The sequence below is a fragment of the Streptococcus oralis genome (genome assembly GCF_019334565.1).
Classification (GTDB): domain Bacteria; phylum Bacillota; class Bacilli; order Lactobacillales; family Streptococcaceae; genus Streptococcus; species Streptococcus oralis_CR.
The window spans coordinates 1,260,225-1,280,711 of the sequence record NZ_CP079724.1 but is presented as its reverse complement, the minus strand read 5'-3'; the positions used below and the strand labels follow the sequence as shown (position 1 = coordinate 1,280,711).

Below are 20,487 nucleotides of genomic sequence, written 5' to 3'. Positions count from 1 at the left end.
ATGGCAAAAGTAGCAGTTATTTTAGCCGAGGGTTTTGAAGAAATTGAAGCCTTGACAGTAGTCGATGTCTTGCGTCGAGCAAACATTTCTTGTGATATGGTAGGATTTGAAGAGCAGGTGACAGGATCGCATGGCATTCAGGTAAAAGCTGATCGTGTTTTTGATGGCAATTTGTCCGACTATGACTTGATCGTTCTTCCGGGTGGTATGCCAGGCTCAGCTCACCTACGAGATAATCAAGCGCTCATTTCACAGATTAAAGCCTTTGACCAAGCAGGAAAGAATATTGCTGCCATCTGTGCAGCCCCAATCGCTCTTCAACAAGCAGGTGTCCTGAAAGACAAGCACTTTACTTGTTATGACGGAGTTAAGGAGCAAATTACTGACGGAATTTATCAAAAGCAAACAGTGGTTGTAGATGGTAATCTAACAACCAGCCGAGGACCGTCAACCGCACTTGCCTTTGCCTATAAGCTCGTAGAGCAATTAGGAGGAGACGCCGAAAGTTTACGAGTCGGCATGCTCTATCGAGATGTCTTTGGAAATCAACTGTAAGACGAGAGTTCGGCTCTCGTTTTTTTTATTTACTCCATGTTTAAAAATGTTTCATATGATTGTCTTGCGATTTTATATCAAACTTTTATAAATCAATCAAGCTTTGTCTAGCATAAGAAGGAAATCAATCTCTAAAAATGTTAGTGTTTTCAGGTTGTTAGATAGAATACTTCAGATTGTTACTGAAATCAATAGTTTCATGAAAAAGATATAATATTCAATAAATGCTATATTAAACGGTCTTATCATGCGAATTAATCTAATTGTATTAATTTGAAATATAAAGTACTTTCTCTGTAATATAATTGAAACGTGTTACTAGTATATTAAAATTAGTAAGAATTTTTTGCATATACGAAACTGGGGGGAGTGATATGTTGGAAACTTTCGGAAAAATATTCAAAGTCATTAGAGAATCAAAAAAAATGTCCCTGAAAGAGGTAGCTGCTGGTGATATTTCCGTGGCTCAGCTATCTCGTTTCGAACGGGGAGTCAATGGGATCACACTTGATTCTTTTTATTGCTGTTTAAAAAATATGGCCGTTTCCCTAGAGGAGTTTCAGTATGTTTACCATAATTACATTGATTCAGATGATGTGCTGTTCTCAAAAAAAGTAGCTGATGCATATCAGGAAAACAATGTTGTCAAGCTCCAGAATATTTTGTCTAGCTCAGAAGCTTTGACCGAACAGTTTCCTGAGAAGAAAAACTATAAACTCAATACGATCATTGTCAGAGCTCTTCTGTCTTCCTGTTGCTCAGATTTTCAGATTAGTAAGAAGGATATAGAATTTCTGACGGATCATCTCTTTTCTGTTGAGGAGTGGGGACGTTATGAACTCTGGCTTTTTACAAACAGTGTTGATTTGATGACCTTGGAAACGTTGGAAACCTTCGCTAGTGAGATGATCAATCGTACCCAGTTTTATAACAACCTACCGGAAAATCGCCGCCGTATTATCAAGATGCTACTTAATGTCATTAGCGTCTGTATAGAAGGAAACCATCTGCTAGTTGCTATGAGGTTTCTCAATTATCTCGATCACTCTAAAATCCCTGAAACCGATCTATATGATCGAACGCTGATTAAGTATCATAGGGCTCTGTATGCCTATAAGGTCGGGAATACCAATGCTCTCAGTGATATCGAGCAATGCCTATCTTTTTTTGAATTTTTAGATTCCTTTGGTGTTGCCCAAAAGCTTAAAGAACAGTTTGAAAGAATTTGCCTTTCATAGTTGTAGATGTGCAACAAAAAATGATCGTTTTGAAAAATATACTAGAATAAGGGCATAACTTTATACTAAATTCAGAAGGAGGCTTTATGATGGAGAAAAAGATTCATTATAAGATGCATAAAGTTAAGAAAAACTGGGTAGCCATTGCTTTGACTACCTTGGCACTTATTGTAGCACCAAAGGTACTTGGTCTAGAACAAGGCGTTGTCCATGCAGATGATGTAAAGCAGGTTGTAGTTCAAGAACCTGCTACAGTTCAGACTAGTGGTTCGGGTCAGCAAACTCCAGCCCAAGTTAACGTAGCTTCTGAGCAAGAAGCAGAAAAAGCAACTCCAGCAGACAAGGTGACAGGCGATGTTGCTGCTAGTGAAAAACCTGCTAAACTAGCAGAAAATACAGAAGCAACAGTTCAAACCAATGCTCAAGAGCCTGCTAAACCAGCGGATACGAAAGAAGCATCTACAGAAAAGGCTGCTGTTGCTGAAGAAGTTAAAGCTACTAATGCAATCACAGAAACTCCTAAAACAGAAGTAGCAGACCAGGATAAACAAGCAAGGCCAACAACTGCCCAAGAGCAAGATGACAACAAACGAGAAAAAACGGCTGTTGAAGACAAGATTGTTGCAAATCCAAAGGTTGCAAAGAAAGATCGCTTGCCCGAACCTGCTCAAAAACAAGGAGCAGTAGCTGAAAGAATGGTGGCAGATCAGGCTCAACCTGCACCTGTAAATGCTGACCACGACGATAATGTCCTATCTCACATCAAGACCATTGATGGTAAAAATTACTATGTTCAGGACGATGGTACAGTTAAAAAGAATTTTGCAGTTGAACTTAATGGGAGAATACTTTATTTTGATGCAGAAACTGGTGCCTTAGTTGATTCAAACGAATATCAGTTCCAACAAGGAACCAGCAGTCTCAATAATGAATTCTCCCAAAAGAATGCTTTCTATGGTACGACTGACAAGGATATTGGAACTGTAGACGGTTATTTGACAGCAGATAGCTGGTATCGTCCAAAGTTCATCTTAAAAGATGGAAAAACATGGACGGCTTCGACAGAAACAGACTTACGTCCCCTTTTGATGGCTTGGTGGCCTGATAAACGTACTCAGATTAATTATCTCAACTATATGAACCAGCAAGGTCTGGGAGCAGGTGCTTTTGAAAACAAAGTTGAACAAGCTCTCCTGACAGGAGCTTCTCAGCAGGTTCAGCGCAAAATTGAGGAAAAAATTAGTAAAGAAGGCGATACCAAATGGTTGAGAACGCTGATGGGTGCCTTTGTCAAAACCCAACCAAACTGGAATATCAAGACAGAGTCTGAAACAACTGGTACTAAAAAGGACCACTTGCAGGGTGGAGCTTTGCTTTATACCAATAATGAGAAGAGCTCTCATGCTAACTCTAAATTCCGTTTGCTTAATCGTACCCCTACTAGTCAAACAGGGACACCTAAGTACTTTATTGACAAGTCAAACGGTGGTTATGAGTTCTTGCTCGCTAACGACTTTGACAACTCTAATCCAGCTGTTCAGGCCGAACAACTCAACTGGTTGCATTTTATGATGAACTTTGGAAGCATCGTAGCCAATGATCCGACTGCTAATTTTGATGGAGTTCGTGTCGATGCGGTGGACAATGTCAACGCAGACTTGCTCCAAATCGCATCTGACTACTTCAAGTCTCGCTACAAGGTGGGAGAAAGTGAAGAAGAAGCTATCAAGCATTTGTCTATCTTGGAAGCTTGGTCTGATAACGATCCTGACTACAACAAAGATACTAAAGGAGCTCAACTAGCAATTGACAACAAGCTACGCTTGTCCTTGCTTTATTCATTCATGCGTAATCTATCTATCCGTAGCGGAGTAGAGCCAACGATTACAAATAGTCTAAATGACCGTTCTTCTGAAAAGAAAAATGGCGAACGGATGGCTAACTATATCTTTGTGCGGGCCCATGACAGTGAAGTACAAACTGTTATTGCCGACATCATCCGAGAAAATATCAATCCAAATACGGATGGTTTGACCTTTACCATGGATGAACTCAAGCAAGCCTTCAAGATCTACAACGAAGATATGCGCAAGGCAGACAAGAAGTATACGCAGTTCAACATCCCAACTGCTCATGCTCTCATGCTCTCCAATAAAGACTCCATCACTCGGGTCTACTATGGTGACCTCTATACTGATGATGGTCAATACATGGAGAAAAAATCTCCTTACCACGACGCTATCGATGCCTTGTTGCGTGCTCGTATTAAGTATGTAGCGGGTGGACAAGACATGAAGGTCACTTATATGGGTGTACCTCGTGAGGCTGATAAATGGTCTTACAATGGTATTTTGACTTCTGTCCGCTACGGTACTGGTGCCAATGAAGCAACAGATGAAGGAACAGCAGAAACTCGTACTCAAGGGATGGCAGTTATTGCTTCAAACAACCCTAACCTCAAGTTAAATGTATGGGATAAACTGCAAGTCAATATGGGAGCAGCCCACAAGAATCAATACTATCGTCCTGTACTTTTGACGACCAAAGATGGCATTTCCCGCTATCTAACTGACGAAGAAGTGCCGCAATCGCTCTGGAAGAAGACAGATGCTAATGGTATTTTAACCTTTGATATGAATGATATTGCAGGCTATAGCAATGTACAGGTTTCTGGATATCTGGCTGTTTGGGTACCAGTTGGCGCTAAGGCAGATCAGGATGCTCGTACAACAGCAAGCAAGAAGAAAAACGCTAGTGGTCAGGTCTACGAATCTAGCGCAGCCCTTGATTCTCAGTTGATTTACGAAGGATTTTCTAACTTCCAAGACTTTGCAACCCGCGATGACCAATATACCAATAAAGTTATTGCTAAAAATGTCAACCTCTTCAAGGAATGGGGAGTAACTTCATTTGAGCTACCACCTCAGTATGTATCTAGCCAAGACGGTACTTTCTTAGATTCTATCATTCAGAATGGTTATGCCTTTGAAGACCGCTATGATATGGCGATGAGCAAGAACAATAAATATGGTTCTTTAAAAGATTTGCTCAATGCTCTTCGTGCGCTTCACAGTGTTAATATCCAAGCCATCGCGGACTGGGTACCAGACCAAATCTATAACCTACCAGGTAAGGAAGTGGTAACAGCAACACGTGTCAACAACTACGGAACCTACCGTGAAGGTGCAGAAATCAAGGAAAAACTCTATGTAGCTAATAGTAAGACCAATGGGACTGATTTCCAAGGTAAGTACGGTGGAGCCTTCTTGGATGAGCTTAAAGCTAAATATCCAGAAATCTTTGAACGAGTACAGATTTCCAATGGTCAAAAAATGACAACAGATGAGAAGATTACCAAGTGGTCTGCTAAGTACTTTAATGGTACCAATATCTTAGGTCGTGGTGCTTACTATGTTCTTAAAGACTGGGCTAGCAACGACTATCTCACTAACAAAAATGGCGAGATAGTATTGCCTAAGCAATTAGTTAATAAGAATGCTTACACAGGATTTGTTAGTGATGCCAATGGTACTAAGTTCTATTCAACTAGTGGTTATCAAGCTAAAAATTCCTTTATCCAAGATGAAAATGGAAATTGGTATTACTTCGATAAACGAGGCTATCTTGTAACAGGTGCTCATGAAATTGATGGCAAGCACGTTTATTTCTTGAAGAATGGTATTCAACTTCGTGATTCTATCCGTGAAGATGAAAATGGTAATCAGTACTACTATGATCAAACTGGTGCCCAAGTTCTCAACCGTTACTACACTACTGATGGTCAAAACTGGCGTTACTTTGATGCCAAGGGCGTTATGGCTCGAGGTCTTGTCAAGATAGGAGATGGACAGCAATTCTTTGATGAAAACGGCTATCAGGTTAAGGGCAAGATTGTGAGTGCTAAAGATGGCAAACTTCGTTACTTTGACAAGGATTCAGGAAATGCTGTTATCAATCGTTTTGCTCAAGGTGATAACCCAAGTGATTGGTACTATTTCGGAGCAGATGGAGTTGCAGTGACAGGTCTTCAAAAGATTGGTCAACAAACACTTTACTTTGACCAAGATGGCAAGCAAGTCAAGGGTAAAATCGTGACACTTTCAGATAAGAGTATCCGTTACTTTGATGCCAACTCAGGAGAAATGGCGGTCGGCAAGTTTGCTGAAGGTGCCAAGAACGAATGGTATTACTTTGACAAAACTGGTAAAGCAGTGACAGGTCTTCAAAAGATTGGCAAACAAACACTTTACTTTGACCAAGATGGTAAGCAAGTCAAGGGTAAAGTAGTAACTTTGGCTGATAAATCCATCCGTTACTTTGATGCCGACTCAGGAGAAATGGCAGTCGGCAAGTTTGCAGAAGGTGCCAAGAACGAATGGTATTACTTTGACCAAACTGGTAAAGCAGTGACAGGCCTTCAAAAGATTGACAAACAAACACTTTACTTCGACCAAGATGGCAAGCAAGTCAAGGGCAAAATCGTGACACTTTCAGATAAGAGTATCCGTTACTTTGATGCTAACTCAGGAGAGATGGCAACCAACAAGTTTGTCGAAGGTTCCCAAAATGAGTGGTACTATTTTGATCAAGATGGAAAAGCAGTGACAGGCTTGCAGCAGGTTGGTCAACAGACTCTCTATTTCACGCAAGACGGCAAGCAAGTCAAAGGAAAAGTTGTTGATGTGAATGGGGTTAGTCGATATTTCGATGCCAATTCAGGGGATATGGCTCGAAGCAAATGGATTCAACTTGAAGATGGAAGTTGGATGTATTTTGACCGCGATGGTAGAGGTCAAAACTTCGGAAGAAACTAATCGAATTTAGCTCAATAAAAATCAAACTTTATCTGATGATATACAAAAACGATAACACCTTAAAAGGACGTTATCGTTTTTTGCCTGTTTGGAGAATAAATTACAATTGAAAAGAAAGATGGAATCATTGGGAACTGTAATGAATTAACAAGGGACTCCATATTGGAATAATCTTTTTCTGCACTCTATTGTGGTATTCAAAGCAATGAGTATTCTATTTTTAAAGTTTGAAAATCCAAAAGCGTTTCGTTTGTGAACAATGACGCGGTTGTTAGTAGTTTCTATTCTTTAATTTGTACATTTGAGATAAGAAAGATTTTGCTTGATTATTTATAGAGGAGCTATTCTTCACAAAAAGGCTCCATAGATGCAATAGTGTTTTACTCTCTATATAAATTATAGAGCCGAAAAATCTAGGAAATCATCGCTTTTTTCATAAAAAAATGGTATAATGAAGGGTATGAAATATCACGACTATATATGGGATTTAGGTGGTACCCTATTGGATAATTATGAGACTTCTACTGCAGCCTTTGTAGAAACCTTAGCCCAATACGGAATAGAGCAAGAACACGACCGAGTCTACGAAGCTTTGAAGGTTTCGACAGCTTTTGCCATCGAGAAGTTTGCACCAGATATCGAGGATTTTTTAGAGAACTATAAAGAAAATGAAGCGCGTGAGCTAGAACATCCAGTTTTGTTTGAGGGAATTCCAGAATTACTCAAAGACGTTTCGGACAAGGGTGGTCGCCATTTCTTGGTTTCTCATCGAAATGACCAAGTTCTAGAACTTCTTGCTAAGACCCAGATAGCGAACTACTTCACCGAGGTGGTGACCGCCAGTTCTGGCTTTAAACGAAAACCAGATCCTGAGTCCATGATTTATTTACGTGATAAATATCATATTACATCTGGTTTGGTCATTGGTGACAGAAATATAGATGTAGAAGCAGGTAAAGCTGCTGGCTTAGATGCCTATCTTTTTAATAACGTTGCGACATTGAGACAAGCAATAGACATGTAAGAAAAGGGAAAAAATGACAGAAGAAATCAAAAATCAACAGGCACAGGATTATGATGCCAGTCAAATTCAAGTTTTGGAGGGACTTGAAGCTGTTCGTATGCGTCCAGGTATGTATATTGGATCGACTTCAAAAGAAGGTCTTCACCATCTAGTATGGGAAATCGTTGATAACTCAATTGACGAAGCCCTAGCTGGATTTGCCAGTCACATCCAAGTCTTTATAGAGCCAGATAACTCCATCACCGTAGTGGATGATGGGCGTGGAATTCCTGTTGATATTCAGGAAAAGACAGGACGTCCCGCTGTTGAGACCGTCTTTACAGTTCTTCACGCTGGAGGAAAATTCGGCGGTGGCGGTTACAAGGTTTCAGGTGGATTGCACGGTGTAGGTTCATCAGTAGTAAACGCTCTTTCAACGCAACTAGATGTTCATGTCCACAAAAATGGTAAGATTCATTACCAAGAATACCGTCGTGGTCATGTTGTTGCTGATCTTGAGGTGGTTGGAGATACGGATAAAACGGGAACAACAGTTCACTTCACACCAGATCCAGAGATTTTTACAGAAACAACAACTTTTGACTTTGAAAAATTAAACAAACGTATTCAAGAACTAGCCTTTTTGAATCGAGGCCTTCGAATCTCCATCACAGATAGGCGTGAAGGTCTCGAACAGACTAAACATTACCACTATGAGGGTGGGATTGCTAGCTACGTTGAATATATCAACGAGAACAAGGATGTGATCTTTGATACACCAATCTACACAGACGGTGAGATGGATGATATCACAGTTGAAGTAGCCATGCAGTACACAACCGGTTACCACGAAAACGTTATGAGTTTCGCCAATAACATTCACACCCATGAAGGTGGAACACATGAGCAAGGTTTCCGTACAGCTCTGACGCGTGTTATCAATGATTATGCCCGCAAGAATAAGCTACTAAAAGACAATGAAGATAACCTAACAGGAGAAGATGTCCGTGAAGGTTTGACAGCAGTTATCTCAGTTAAGCATCCAAATCCGCAGTTTGAAGGACAAACCAAGACCAAACTGGGGAATAGTGAAGTAGTCAAGATTACCAATCGCCTCTTCAGCGATGCCTTCTCTGATTTCCTCATGGAAAATCCTCAGATTGCTAAGCGTATCGTGGAAAAAGGGATTTTGGCTGCTAAGGCTCGTGTGGCTGCCAAGCGTGCGCGTGAAGTCACTCGTAAGAAATCTGGCTTGGAAATTTCCAATTTGCCAGGAAAACTAGCAGACTGTTCTTCTAACAACCCTGCTGAAACTGAACTCTTCATCGTCGAAGGAGACTCAGCTGGTGGATCAGCCAAATCTGGTCGTAACCGTGAGTTCCAGGCTATCCTTCCAATTCGTGGTAAAATCTTGAACGTTGAAAAAGCTAGCATGGATAAAATCCTTGCCAACGAAGAAATTCGCAGCCTTTTCACAGCCATGGGAACAGGATTTGGGGCAGAATTTGATGTCACTAAGGCTCGTTACCAAAAACTCGTTTTGATGACCGATGCCGATGTTGATGGAGCCCACATTCGAACTCTCTTGCTAACCTTGATTTATCGCTATATGAAACCAATCTTAGAAGCTGGATATGTCTACATTGCCCAACCGCCAATTTACGGAGTAAAAGTTGGAAGTGAGATTAAAGAATACATCCAGCCAGGTGCGGATCAAGAAATTAAACTCCAAGAAGCCTTAGCACGTCATAGTGAAGGGCGTTCAAAACCAACCATCCAACGTTATAAAGGTTTGGGAGAAATGGATGACCACCAATTGTGGGAAACAACCATGGATCCTGAACATCGCTTGATGGCGCGTGTTTCGGTAGATGATGCTGCCGAAGCAGATAAAATCTTTGATATGTTGATGGGAGATCGAGTAGAACCTCGTCGCGAATTTATCGAAGAAAACGCTGTTTACAGTACACTTGACGTCTAAAAAATGTGGGAAATAGTTCCCTTGGTTTAAAAAATATGATATAATCATTACGATTGTTTCTAGTATAAAAGGAGTTTGATATGTCTAATGGACAACTAATTTATCTAATGGTTGCAATTGCAGTCATTCTGATCTTAGCTTATGTAACAGCCATCTTTTTACGTAAGCGTAATGTAAGCAGATTAACGGCCCTTGAAGAAAGAAAAGAAGAACTCTACAACCTTCCTGTAAATGATGAGGTTGAAGCCGTTAAAAACATGCACTTGATTGGTCAAAGTCAGGTGACCTTCCGTGAATGGAACCAAAAATGGGTTGATTTATCTCTGAACTCATTTGCTGATATCGAAAATCACCTCTTTGAAGCTGAAAGCTACAACAATTCTTTCCGTTTTTTCAAAGCTGCTCACAAGATTGATCAAATTGAAAGCCAAATCGGCTTGATTGAAGAAGATATTGCAGCTATTCGCAATGCCCTTTCTGATCTTGAAAAACAAGAATCTAAGAATAGTGGCCGTGTCCTTCATGCCTTGGACTTGTTTGAATCCCTTCAACATACCGTTGCAGAAGACTCGGAGAAATATGGGAAGGCCCTTCCTGAGATTGAGAAACAATTGGAAAACATCCAATCTGAATTCTCTCAATTTGTTACCCTAAATTCATCAGGTGACCCGGTTGAAGCGGCAGCAATTCTTGATTCAACTGAAAATCATATTCTCGCTTTGACACACATCGTTGAGCGAATTCCAGCTCTTGTTGAAACCTTGACAAAGGAACTGCCAGAACAATTGGCAGATTTGGAAGAAGGTTATCGCAAGCTGTTGGATGCCAACTACCACTTTACAGAAACAGATATTGAATCCCGTTTCCAACTTTTGCATGAGTCTTTGAAAAATAATCAAGAAAATATTCGTCAGTTGGAATTGGACAATGCAGAGTATGAAAATAATCGCATCCAAGAAGAAATCAACGCACTTTATGATATCTTCACTCGTGAAATTGCAGCTCAAAAAGTGGTTGAAAGTCTTCTTTCGACATTACCAACTTATCTCAACCACTTGAAAGAAAATAATCAGGTGCTTGTTCAAGATCTTGAACGCTTGACTAAAACCTACCTTCTTCCTGAAAGCGATGGCAATCATGTTCGTCGTCTTCAAGCAGAATTGGCTGCACTTGATACAGCAATCATGGAAGTGACAGAGGATCAAGGTGAGTCAACACAAGCCTACTCTGCTCTTGAAGAACAGTTGGAAATGCTTCAAAGCAACCTCAAGGATATAGAGGATGAGCAAATCTCTGTTAGCGAACGACTTGCCCAAATTGAAAAAGACGACCTCAATGCTCGCCAAAAAGCAAATGTCTATGTGAACCGTTTGCATACCATCAAACGTTACATGGAGAAGAGAAACTTGCCAGGTATTCCTCAAAGTTTCTTGAAACTTTTCTTTACTGCAAGTCATAACACAGAAGATCTGATGGCAGAGTTAGAACAACCACAAGTGAATATTGAATCGGTTAAACGAATTCTTGAAATTGCAACAAATGATATGGAAGCACTTGAAACAGAAACCTATGATATCGTTCAATATGCAACCTTGACGGAGCAACTACTCCAATACTCAAACCGTTACCGTTCATTTGATGAGCGTATCCAAGAGGCCTTCAACGAAGCGCTTGAAATTTTTGAAAAAGAGTTTGACTACCAGGCATCATTTGAAAAAATTTCACAAGCCTTGGAAGTTGCTGAACCAGGGGTTACAAACCGTTTTGTAACTTCATATGAGAAAACACGTGAAGCGATTCGTTTTTAAAAATAGAAGCTTAGAAGATTTCTAAGCTTTTTTCTTTTCCTAAAAAAAGACAGAATCCCTGTTTATCATTGAAATAATAGCCTCGATTTGATATGATGGAAATATGAAAAAAATAGAGCGAAACGTGTTTCTCACGATAAAACGAGAAGGCTATTGCTTTCCTTTGTTGGAATCTTAGGAATTGCTACGATTCTATTAGGGAGTGCTATTGGTTATAAGCTACTACAAAAGCAATCTTACGAACAAAAAATTGAAGCGCTAAAAAGCGAAAAGGACCTGCAATTCAACTCAGGTAGTCAGAAGGACCATTTTCGAAAAGGTCAAGCTGAGGTGATTGCCTACTACCCTCTGCAAGGAGAGGAAGTCATTGCGTCTGTTAGAGAAAAAATCAACCAGGATATCAAAGAAAAGCTGGAAGATAAAGAGGATTTGGTCTTTTATTATACCGAGCAGTTGGATCCAGTCTTAAAGGGAGTTGTTTCTCGAAATATCAGCAAGCAAGTCTACGATTTGTCTGCATCAAAGGTTGAAGAAAAAGAAAAGACTTCTTTAGGGAAAATTTTCTTGACTGAAGATGGGAAAGATTTTGACCTCAGTAAACTCTTCAAAGATGCAAGCAAGGCTAAGGAACTCTTGCTGAGTCAAATCAAATCAACTCTAGAAGATAAGAAACTTGATCAGGCAAAAATTGATCAAGTTATAAAGAGCTTCACAGACCAAGAATTGACATCTTGGAGCTTTGACTATAAGGATAGTCAAATCATCCTTTATCCTGCTAATCCTGGAGAGACTGTTGAGGAAATTGCTTTGCCCATATCCAGTTTCTTTGATGTCATTGAGTCCTCTTATCTATTAGAAAAGGATGCTGAACTCTACCAAGCATACTTTGCTAAGAAAAATAAAAAGGTTGTAGCCTTGACCTTTGACGATGGTCCAAATCCAACTACAACCACGCAGGCTTTGGATACTTTAGCTAAATATGGTGTAAAAGCAACCTTCTTTGTACTTGGTAAAAACATTGCAGGTAATGAAAATCTTCTAAAACGAATGAAATCAGAAGGTCATGTTGTAGGAAACCACAGCTGGAGTCATCCCGTTCTTTCACAACTTTCGCTCGAAGATGCTAAAAAGCAAATCACTGATACAGAAGATCTGTTAACTCAAGTTTTAGGATCAAGCTCTAAACTGATGCGCCCACCTTATGGTGCCATCACTGATGATATTCGAAACGGCCTTGATTTAAGCTTCATCATGTGGGACGTGGATAGTTTGGACTGGAAGAGTAAAAATGAGACAGCCATTTTGACAGAGATTCAACGTCAGGTTCGCAATGGTTCTATAATCCTCATGCATGATATCCATGGTCCTTCAGTTAATTCTCTACCAAGTGTCATTGAGTATTTAAAGGGTGAAGGGTATACATTTGTGACCGTTCCTGAATTGCTCAATTCTCGCTTGAAAGCTCACGAGATCTATTACGATCGTGATCAATAATTGTTAAAATCTAAAGGGGCAAGTGTTCTGATAATCAGGATTTTGTTTCTTTAGATTTTCTTCACATAGAAAGGAAAAACGATGAAATCTTACACCCTTAATAATGGAGTTTCAATTCCTGTACTAGGATTTGGAACATGGAAAGCTGAAAATGGAGAGGTAGCCTACCAAGCCGTTTTAGAAGCCTTAAAGGATGGTTATCGACATATCGATACTGCAGCTATCTATAAAAATGAGGAAAGTGTTGGTCGCGCTATTCGAGATAGCGGTCTTCCACGACAAGAAATCTTTGTAACGACCAAACTCTGGAATACCAATCACAGCTATGATGAAGCACGCCAAGCATTTGAAGAATCAATGGAAAAACTGGGATTGGATTATCTAGATTTGTACCTTATCCATTGGCCGAATCCAAAACCTTTAAGAGAAAATGACGAATGGAAAACTCGCAATGCTGAAGTCTGGAGAGCGATGGAGGACCTGTACCAAGAAGGTAAAATCCGTGCTATCGGCGTTAGTAATTTCCTTCCCCATCATTTGGATGCCTTGCTTGAGACAGCAAGAGTCATTCCAGCGGTCAATCAGGTGCGCTTGGCACCAGGAGTTTATCAAGAGGAAGTGGTTGACTACTGTAGAGAGAAAGGAATTCTCTTAGAGGCTTGGGGACCTTTTGGCCAAGGAGAGTTGTTTGAACAGAAAGAAGTCCAAGAAATTGCTGCTAAGCATGGGAAATCAGTGGCTCAAATCGCCTTGGCTTGGAGTTTGGCAGAAGGCTTTTTACCCCTACCTAAGTCAGTGACAGCCTCTCGTATCCAGAGCAATCTTGACTGTTTTGGGATTGAACTCAGCAACGAAGAGCGAGAAGTCTTAAAAACAATTTCAGTGACTTCTGGTGCACCACGTGTGGATGAGATGGATTTTTAGTTTGTGAAATCTATTTATACTGAAATAACAAAGACTAGGAATTTTAAATCCTAGTCTTTTTGTGTATAAAAAATCTAAATTGTTTGTATAATAAAATAATTTTATGGATTGAAATATAGGAACGAATTTAGAAAATATTGGTTTGATGGAGCAAATAACACGAATGATAAAATTAAATAAGTAAGATATATACGTAAATATTACATTTTTGTGACAATTCAGATTTTTGTAAAAATTTATACCTATTTGCGCTATAATAGGTATACTTTAAAGAAAAAGGAGATTATGTATGAATAGACGACAACGTTTTTCATTACGGAAATACAAATTTGGTCTTGCTTCAGTTTTATTGGGAACTGCTTTGGTTTTTGGAGCAAGTCAAGTCAGTGCCAATGAGCAGAGTACAGGTGAAAATCAAGCTCAAACTCAGGAAATTAAGACAGAGCTAAAAGACGATAAACACTCAAAGTCTGCGACTGACCAAACCAATACTAATGGGATTGCACCAGTAGTTGGAGAGAAACAAGAAGCTGAAACTTCTAAAGAGGATGCTAGTAAACAAGATGCTAAGGTAGAAACTCCAGTTGATAAAACTGCCGAATCTCAAGAATCAGGAAAAGATAGCGCAGTTGCAAACGAAGAGAATCAAGGTGTCGTCCAAAAAGAAACAACAGTAGATGCCAGTCCAGCGCCTGCTACTGAGAAGGCTTCTAACATAGAGAACAAAGAGGCTCAAGCAACGACAGCTCCTAAAACTACTGGAGAAACAGCAACTACTGAAAAAGAACAAGAAAAAGCTGAGTCTGCAAAACCCAATAGTCTTTCAAGCAATGATATCATCACAGTACCGAAAACTTGGAAGGCTGGTTACAAGGGAACAGGGACCGTTGTTGCCATTATTGACTCTGGACTTGATTTGAATCATGAGGTACTTCGAATTTCGGATCCGTCAAAAGCAAAATTTAAAAACAAGAAAGCCATCGAAGCAGCTAAAAAGGCTGCTGGAATCGACTACGGTAAATGGTATAGTGATAAGGTTGTCTATGCCTATGACTACTTTGACGGAACAGATAAGATCAAAGAAGCAGAAAGAACTTCTCATGGGATGCACGTAACAGGGATTGCAGCTGGAAACCCTGATAAAGAGGCACCAAATGGTGAGAAGGTCTATGGTGTTGCGCCAGAAGCCCAAGTCATGTTTATGCGTGTCTTTTCAGACCGCCAAAAAACGACCAGTTCGGCCCTTTATGTAAAGGCGATTGATGATGCAGTTGCCTTGGGAGCAGATGCCATTAATATGAGTTTGGGATCTAGCACTGGTTCTATGGTGGATGCTGGTTCTGATATTGTGGATGCCATCAAACGGGCTCGTGCCAAGGGAGTTTCTGTTCTTATCTCAGCAGGAAATAGCAATACATTCGGAAATGGTTATTCAAAACCATTAGCTGAAAACCCAGACTATGGCTTGGTTGGAAATCCATCCACTGTTGAAGATTCGATTTCAGTTGCTTCTGTCAACAATAAAACATTGACGACAGCGGTTTTTGAAGTCAAAGGTCTAGAGGGAAATGACGGTCTTCATAACGGAAAATTTGATTATAATCAACCTGAAGCAGATAAGGACTTTGAAAAAGGAAAAGAGTACGAATACGTCGAAGCAGGGTTAGGTCGTGAAGAAGACTTTGCGAAGTTGGATTTAACTGGGAAACTTGCCCTCATTCAGCGTGGAGCTATGAATTTTTCAGAGAAGATCAAAAATGCACGAAAACACGGTGCAGTTGGTGCATTGATCTACAATAATGTAGAAGGTGCAAACATCAATATGTCTATTGATGATGAAGCAAAGAAAATTCCTTCTGTATTTATTTCTAAACAGTATGGTGAAGCCTTAAAATCAGGAAACTACAAGATTGTTTTTAATGGTAAGATGGATAATCGTCCTTCTGATGTAGCCAATCAGCTATCTGACTTTTCAAGTTGGGGAGTGACTACCGATGGACAATTGAAACCAGATGTGACAGCTCCTGGTGGCAATATCTACTCATCCTTTAATGACAATACCTACGGTAGTATCAGCGGAACCAGTATGGCGGCTCCTCACGTTACGGGTGTTGCAGTTCTGGTTAAGGAATACCTTCAAAAACACCATCCAGAATTGACTCCTGAGCAAGTATCAGAGACTGTCAAGGCCTTGATCATGTCAACTGCAAAACCACATGTTAATAAGGACACAGGCACTTATACCTCTCCTCGTCAGCAAGGTTCTGGTATTGTGGATACTGCTGCTGCAGTGTCAACAGACCTCTATGTAACGGGTGAAAATGGTTATCCAAGTGTGACTTTGGGAAATGTTGGAGACCAATTTACTTTCAAGGTCACTGTACACAACATTTCAGATACTGACCGTACTCTCAAGATGGTAGTGAATACCAATACAGACGAAGTCCAAGATGGAAAATTCACCCTTCGACCTCGAAAACTAACGGAGACAGTCTGGCCTGAAGTGACGGTCAAAGCCCACAGCAGTCAAACAGTCACTGTTAAAGTAGATGCCAGAAAATTTGCTGATCAACTCAGCAAACAAATGCCAAATGGCTATTTCCTTGAAGGTTTTGTTCGATTTGTAGATCCAGCAGATGATGGGGATGTTGTGAGTCTTGCATTTATGGGCTTCCGAGGAGAATTCCAAAATCTCCCTGCTGTCGAAAAACCAATTTACAATCTTGTCCGAGAAGGGAAAAATGGATTTTACACGGAAGTAGACAAGGAAAATCCTGCCGTTAACTACTCTAATGATGCTACCTATCTAGCTACCTTGCAAAATGACCTTCTAGTGTCTAAAGGTCAACGCCAAGGACGCCGAATTACTGTTCTTGGGATTGAACAAAATGCTGAAGGTAAGCATGTTCTTCAGTTGGACGAAAAAGGGAATGTCCGTATTGCCATTTCTCCAAATGATGATGGAAACAAAGACTTAGTCGAATACAAAACGGTTGCTTTGAGAAATCTTGTAAATCTTCGGGCTACAGTTTATGCTGCTACAGATACCAAGCATGAACATCCTATTTGGGAGGGCGATGCAAAGGATCTTCGTAAGAATTATTTTGATGGTGACAGTAGAAATCTGAAGAGTTATATTCTAGATAATACTGCTTGGAGAGGTCAGGATTTTGATGGCAATATCGTTGCAGATGGTTTATATGACTATGTTATTAGTTACACACCAGATGTTCCAGGAGCCAAAGAACAATATACGACCTTCAAAATTCAAATTGATACTCAAAAACCTGTCATCACAAGTGGTTATATTCGCTTTAAAGATGGAAACCAAGAATTCGTAGCTCGCAAACCAAAAGATGTGGGTCAAGGCGGTATCCTTTCAGAAAAACTCTTCTACCTCACACCATTTGACCAGAAAGGGACCATGGTTCTATCTGAGAAAGACCAGTCTGGAACCCGTGCGCTTGAGAACACCCATCTGATTAAGGCCAATGCTGACGGTAGTTATACACTTCCAAAGGATGTTGACAAGGCTAATATTTACTATCTTGTAGAGGACTATGCAGGAAATGTAGACTATATCTCACTTGCTGAACTTGTACGCGATCAAAATAGTGGTCGAGTGAAAATTGCCTTGAAGGATGCGAAAACAAACCAAGATATTGATACCCTCTATGTCTATCGAATCAAAAATAGCGAGGGGCAATATGTTGATGTTGACAAGACAAAAGCGATTCATTTCTTACAGTTTGGTCATTATACAGCAGAAATTTTCAGTTATGACCGAACAGAATTGAAGTTTATCAGTGCCTTATCCCAAGAGTTTGACTTGACGGAAGAAAATAGTTTCCAAACCATTACCTTCCTAGCAAATCTCCTAGAATATGCACCAGTGTCTGTTTCCTTCAATCAAGCAGTTCCAAAGACGACTACTGTGATTCTGAAAGGAGAAGATGGGACAAGGATCACTCTTCCTGCTGAAAAATACGGTCAATACGCCTTTGGTAAGAAAGTTGCTACAGGTCGTTATACTGTACAAGTCACCTTGCCAACTGGATATGAACTCCTTGAAGATCTCGTTTCCTTGCTCGTTCAGCCAGGTCGAAATAATGCTTTGCGTCTATCTGTTGTGTCTAAGTTGGCCTTGATTGCTGCGGTAAATCAACAAAAAGAACTGGTAGAAACGTCTCGTTACTTTAATAGTAGTGCAGATAAGAGAAAAGCTTATGATCAAGCTTTCCAAGTGGCACAGTCAGCCTTGTCAAGCAAATTAAAGCAAGAATTGATTGATAGAGTTCTCGCTAGTCTTGAAGCTGCTGGTAAAGCTTTGGATGGAAAAGATTCGAACGTTACAGCCTTGAAAGAAGCTATGAAAGCTTACTATGCAACGACTAAAACTGGACGATATGCTAATGCCAAAGAAAAAGTACGTCGAGCTTATGATCGTGCCTTCCAAGAAATCGCCTTACTAGCTGTGGATCCTAGAGTCAAACAGGATCAAATTGACCAATCTCTCATTGCCCTAGCAACAGCTAAAAGCAAACTAAATGGCAAGGCAACAGACTTCTCTAGTCTAAAGAAACTGGTCAAGGATGAACGCCTTTTCCAAGAAAAAAACGCGAGATTTATCTATGCAGACAAGAAAGAAAAAGCAGCTTATCTTTTAACTTTTAAAGAGGCACAGGAACTCCTTAAAGATCCAGGAGCGAGCCAAGAAGATGTCAAAGATGCCATTACAGCATTGAAACAAGCCAAGAGAAATTTACATGGCAAAAAACCAAAAGCGAAAAGACATCCTTAAACAGGACTTTCTGAAGCTTTACTATTAAATGAGTCTGGAACTTTGTTTTCAGACTCATTTTTGGTTTACACTGGCTAGAAAATCTGCTATAATACTAGCTAGGAAAGAAAGTCTTATGGCGTTCTTCAGCGAGCTTGGGGTAGTGGGAGCCAAGTAGAACAAGGTAAGAAACTGGCGCTTTCTGTCGTATTGTTAAAAACAATGAAGTAATAAATTAGGGTGGAACCGCGTTTCAGACGCCCCTAGTCGCAAGGCTTGGGTGTTGAAATTCGGTTCTTTTTGAATTTCCTCTAATGCCTAAGTAGAAAGGAGCATAATGCTTAAAGGATCTTGTTTATGCAAAGCAGTGACCTACACTTTAGATGAGGAATTGTCGGAATTAGTTTTTTGCCACTGCTCATTCTGTCGGAAAGCAACTGCGTCTGCCTATACAGTGAATGCCAAAGTTAGCAGTAAAAACCTAGTATTGCATGGAAAAGAACAGTTGGTTACCTATAGTTCATCTCCAGGAAAACAACGCTATTACTGTCAGAACTGTCATAGTCAAATTTTCACTGCTCAAGAAAATATACCAGAAGTCTGTGCTTTAAAATTAGGTACAATAGATGAATGCGATCAGAATTTACAAACGGTTCCCAAACGTCATATTTTTCAGAACCCAGCTTTTTCTTGGTTGCTTGATGAATAAATCTAAAAAGATAATATAAATTAAAGGAGTAAACAATGTCTAATAAATTGACTTTCCACTGCGTCAGTGGCAGAGACCTCCTTACAGTCGGACTGCCCCACGCTCAGCACTAGAGTGCCTGAGCTAGACGCAGTACTAACTCGTTTTGCCTCGTATAATCGACAAGGCAGACTCGTGTCGAAAAAAATCATTTTTTATTAAGGAGTATTCAATGTCTAAGAAATTAACATTTCAAGAAATTATTTTGACTTTGCAACAATTTTGGAATGACCAAGGTTGTATGCTCATGCAGGCTTATGATAATGAAAAAGGTGCGGGGACAATGAGTCCTTACACTTTCCTTCGTGCTATTGGGCCTGAGCCATGGAATGCGGCTTATGTAGAGCCATCACGTCGTCCTGCTGACGGTCGTTACGGGGAAAACCCTAACCGCCTATACCAACACCACCAATTCCAAGTGGTCATGAAGCCTTCTCCATCAAATATCCAAGAGCTTTACCTTGAGTCTTTGGAAAAATTGGGTATCAATCCATTGGAACACGATATCCGTTTCGTTGAGGACAACTGGGAAAACCCATCAACTGGTTCAGCTGGTCTTGGATGGGAAGTTTGGCTTGATGGGATGGAAATCACTCAGTTCACTTATTTCCAACAAGTTGGTGGATTGGCAACAGGTCCTGTGACTGCGGAAGTTACCTATGGTTTGGAACGCTTGGCTTCTTATATTCAAGAAGTTGATTCTGTCTATGATATTGAGTGGGCAGATGGTGTAAAATACGGAGAAATCTTTATCCAGCCTGAGTACGAGCATTCAAAATATTCATTTGAAATTTCGGACCAAGAAATGTTGCTGGAAAACTTTGATAAGTTTGAAAAGGAAGCTGGTCGTGCCTTGGAAGAGGGATTGGTTCACCCTGCCTATGATTATGTTCTCAAATGTTCACACACCTTTAATCTGCTTGATGCGCGTGGTGCCGTATCTGTAACTGAGCGCGCAGGCTATATCGCCCGTATCCGTAACCTGGCCCGTGTCGTAGCCAAAACCTTTGTCGCAGAACGCAAACGCCTAGGCTACCCACTTTTGGATGAAGCAACACGAGCTAAACTCCTAGCAGAAGACGCAGAATAGTAAGTAATACTGTGCTCTAAAATCGTTAAAGGCAAGTCGAAGACTTGCTAGA

General features: G+C 40.3%; 11 protein-coding genes. All 11 read left to right on the top strand.

Going from position 1 to position 20,487, the window contains the following annotated elements:
• The 11 genes from KX728_RS06330 to glyQ all read left to right on the top strand — a co-directional run bounded on the left by KX728_RS06330 (nucleotide 1) and on the right by glyQ (nucleotide 20,435).
• The gene (locus KX728_RS06330; RefSeq protein WP_215804509.1) at nucleotides 1-555 is read left to right on the top strand and encodes a DJ-1 family glyoxalase III; all 555 of its coding nucleotides are present in this window, start codon (nucleotides 1-3) and stop codon (nucleotides 553-555) included.
• Between the two features lie 374 nt (nucleotides 556-929).
• Entirely contained in the window at nucleotides 930-1,793 is an 864-nt protein-coding gene (locus tag KX728_RS06325; RefSeq protein WP_044021065.1) for a helix-turn-helix domain-containing protein, read from the top strand.
• An 86-nt stretch (nucleotides 1,794-1,879) separates the two neighbouring features.
• Nucleotides 1,880-6,607: a glycoside hydrolase family 70 protein gene (locus tag KX728_RS06320; protein ID WP_215804510.1), complete on the top strand. Its 4,728-nt coding sequence runs from the start codon at nucleotides 1,880-1,882 to the stop codon at nucleotides 6,605-6,607.
• Between the two features lie 460 nt (nucleotides 6,608-7,067).
• Nucleotides 7,068-7,631, top strand: coding sequence for an HAD-IA family hydrolase (locus tag KX728_RS06315; protein WP_025168831.1), 564 nt, complete (start codon nucleotides 7,068-7,070; stop codon nucleotides 7,629-7,631).
• A gap of 13 nt (nucleotides 7,632-7,644) precedes the next feature.
• The gene (gyrB, locus tag KX728_RS06310; RefSeq protein ID WP_000134077.1) at nucleotides 7,645-9,591 is read left to right on the top strand and encodes a DNA topoisomerase (ATP-hydrolyzing) subunit B; all 1,947 of its coding nucleotides are present in this window, start codon (nucleotides 7,645-7,647) and stop codon (nucleotides 9,589-9,591) included.
• A gap of 80 nt (nucleotides 9,592-9,671) precedes the next feature.
• The gene (gene ezrA, locus KX728_RS06305; RefSeq protein ID WP_215804511.1) at nucleotides 9,672-11,399 is read left to right on the top strand and encodes a septation ring formation regulator EzrA; all 1,728 of its coding nucleotides are present in this window, start codon (nucleotides 9,672-9,674) and stop codon (nucleotides 11,397-11,399) included.
• 153 nt (nucleotides 11,400-11,552) lie between these two features.
• Nucleotides 11,553-12,893, top strand: a complete 1,341-nt coding sequence (gene pgdA / locus KX728_RS06300; RefSeq protein ID WP_215804512.1) for a peptidoglycan-N-acetylglucosamine deacetylase PgdA — start codon at nucleotides 11,553-11,555, stop codon at nucleotides 12,891-12,893.
• 81 nt (nucleotides 12,894-12,974) lie between these two features.
• Nucleotides 12,975-13,817 carry an aldo/keto reductase gene (locus KX728_RS06295; protein ID WP_215804513.1) on the top strand — a complete coding sequence of 281 codons (843 nt, stop codon included), beginning with the start codon at nucleotides 12,975-12,977 and terminating at the stop codon, nucleotides 13,815-13,817.
• Nucleotides 13,818-14,106: 289 nt separating this feature from the next.
• Nucleotides 14,107-18,618 carry a S8 family serine peptidase gene (locus KX728_RS06290; protein WP_215804514.1) on the top strand — a complete coding sequence of 1,504 codons (4,512 nt, stop codon included), beginning with the start codon at nucleotides 14,107-14,109 and terminating at the stop codon, nucleotides 18,616-18,618.
• Nucleotides 18,619-18,934: 316 nt separating this feature from the next.
• Nucleotides 18,935-19,306, top strand: coding sequence for a GFA family protein (locus KX728_RS06285; RefSeq protein WP_215804515.1), 372 nt, complete (start codon nucleotides 18,935-18,937; stop codon nucleotides 19,304-19,306).
• 211 nt (nucleotides 19,307-19,517) lie between these two features.
• Nucleotides 19,518-20,435, top strand: coding sequence for a glycine--tRNA ligase subunit alpha (glyQ, locus tag KX728_RS06280; RefSeq protein ID WP_000038733.1), 918 nt, complete (start codon nucleotides 19,518-19,520; stop codon nucleotides 20,433-20,435).
• Nucleotides 20,436-20,487 lie beyond the last annotated feature (52 nt).

Excerpts from the sequence above, each read along its gene's own strand:
- KX728_RS06315 (WP_025168831.1), top strand. The coding sequence starts at position 7,068 with ATGAAATATCACGACTATATATGGGATTTAGGTGGTACCCTATTGGAT.
- KX728_RS06320 (WP_215804510.1), top strand. The coding sequence starts at position 1,880 with ATGATGGAGAAAAAGATTCATTATAAGATGCATAAAGTTAAGAAAAAC.
- ezrA (WP_215804511.1), top strand. The coding sequence starts at position 9,672 with ATGTCTAATGGACAACTAATTTATCTAATGGTTGCAATTGCAGTCATT.
- KX728_RS06325 (WP_044021065.1), top strand. The coding sequence starts at position 930 with ATGTTGGAAACTTTCGGAAAAATATTCAAAGTCATTAGAGAATCAAAA.
- glyQ (WP_000038733.1), top strand. The coding sequence starts at position 19,518 with ATGTCTAAGAAATTAACATTTCAAGAAATTATTTTGACTTTGCAACAA.
- gyrB (WP_000134077.1), top strand. The coding sequence starts at position 7,645 with ATGACAGAAGAAATCAAAAATCAACAGGCACAGGATTATGATGCCAGT.
- KX728_RS06330 (WP_215804509.1), top strand. The coding sequence starts at position 1 with ATGGCAAAAGTAGCAGTTATTTTAGCCGAGGGTTTTGAAGAAATTGAA.
- KX728_RS06290 (WP_215804514.1), top strand. The coding sequence starts at position 14,107 with ATGAATAGACGACAACGTTTTTCATTACGGAAATACAAATTTGGTCTT.
- KX728_RS06285 (WP_215804515.1), top strand. The coding sequence starts at position 18,935 with ATGCTTAAAGGATCTTGTTTATGCAAAGCAGTGACCTACACTTTAGAT.
- KX728_RS06295 (WP_215804513.1), top strand. The coding sequence starts at position 12,975 with ATGAAATCTTACACCCTTAATAATGGAGTTTCAATTCCTGTACTAGGA.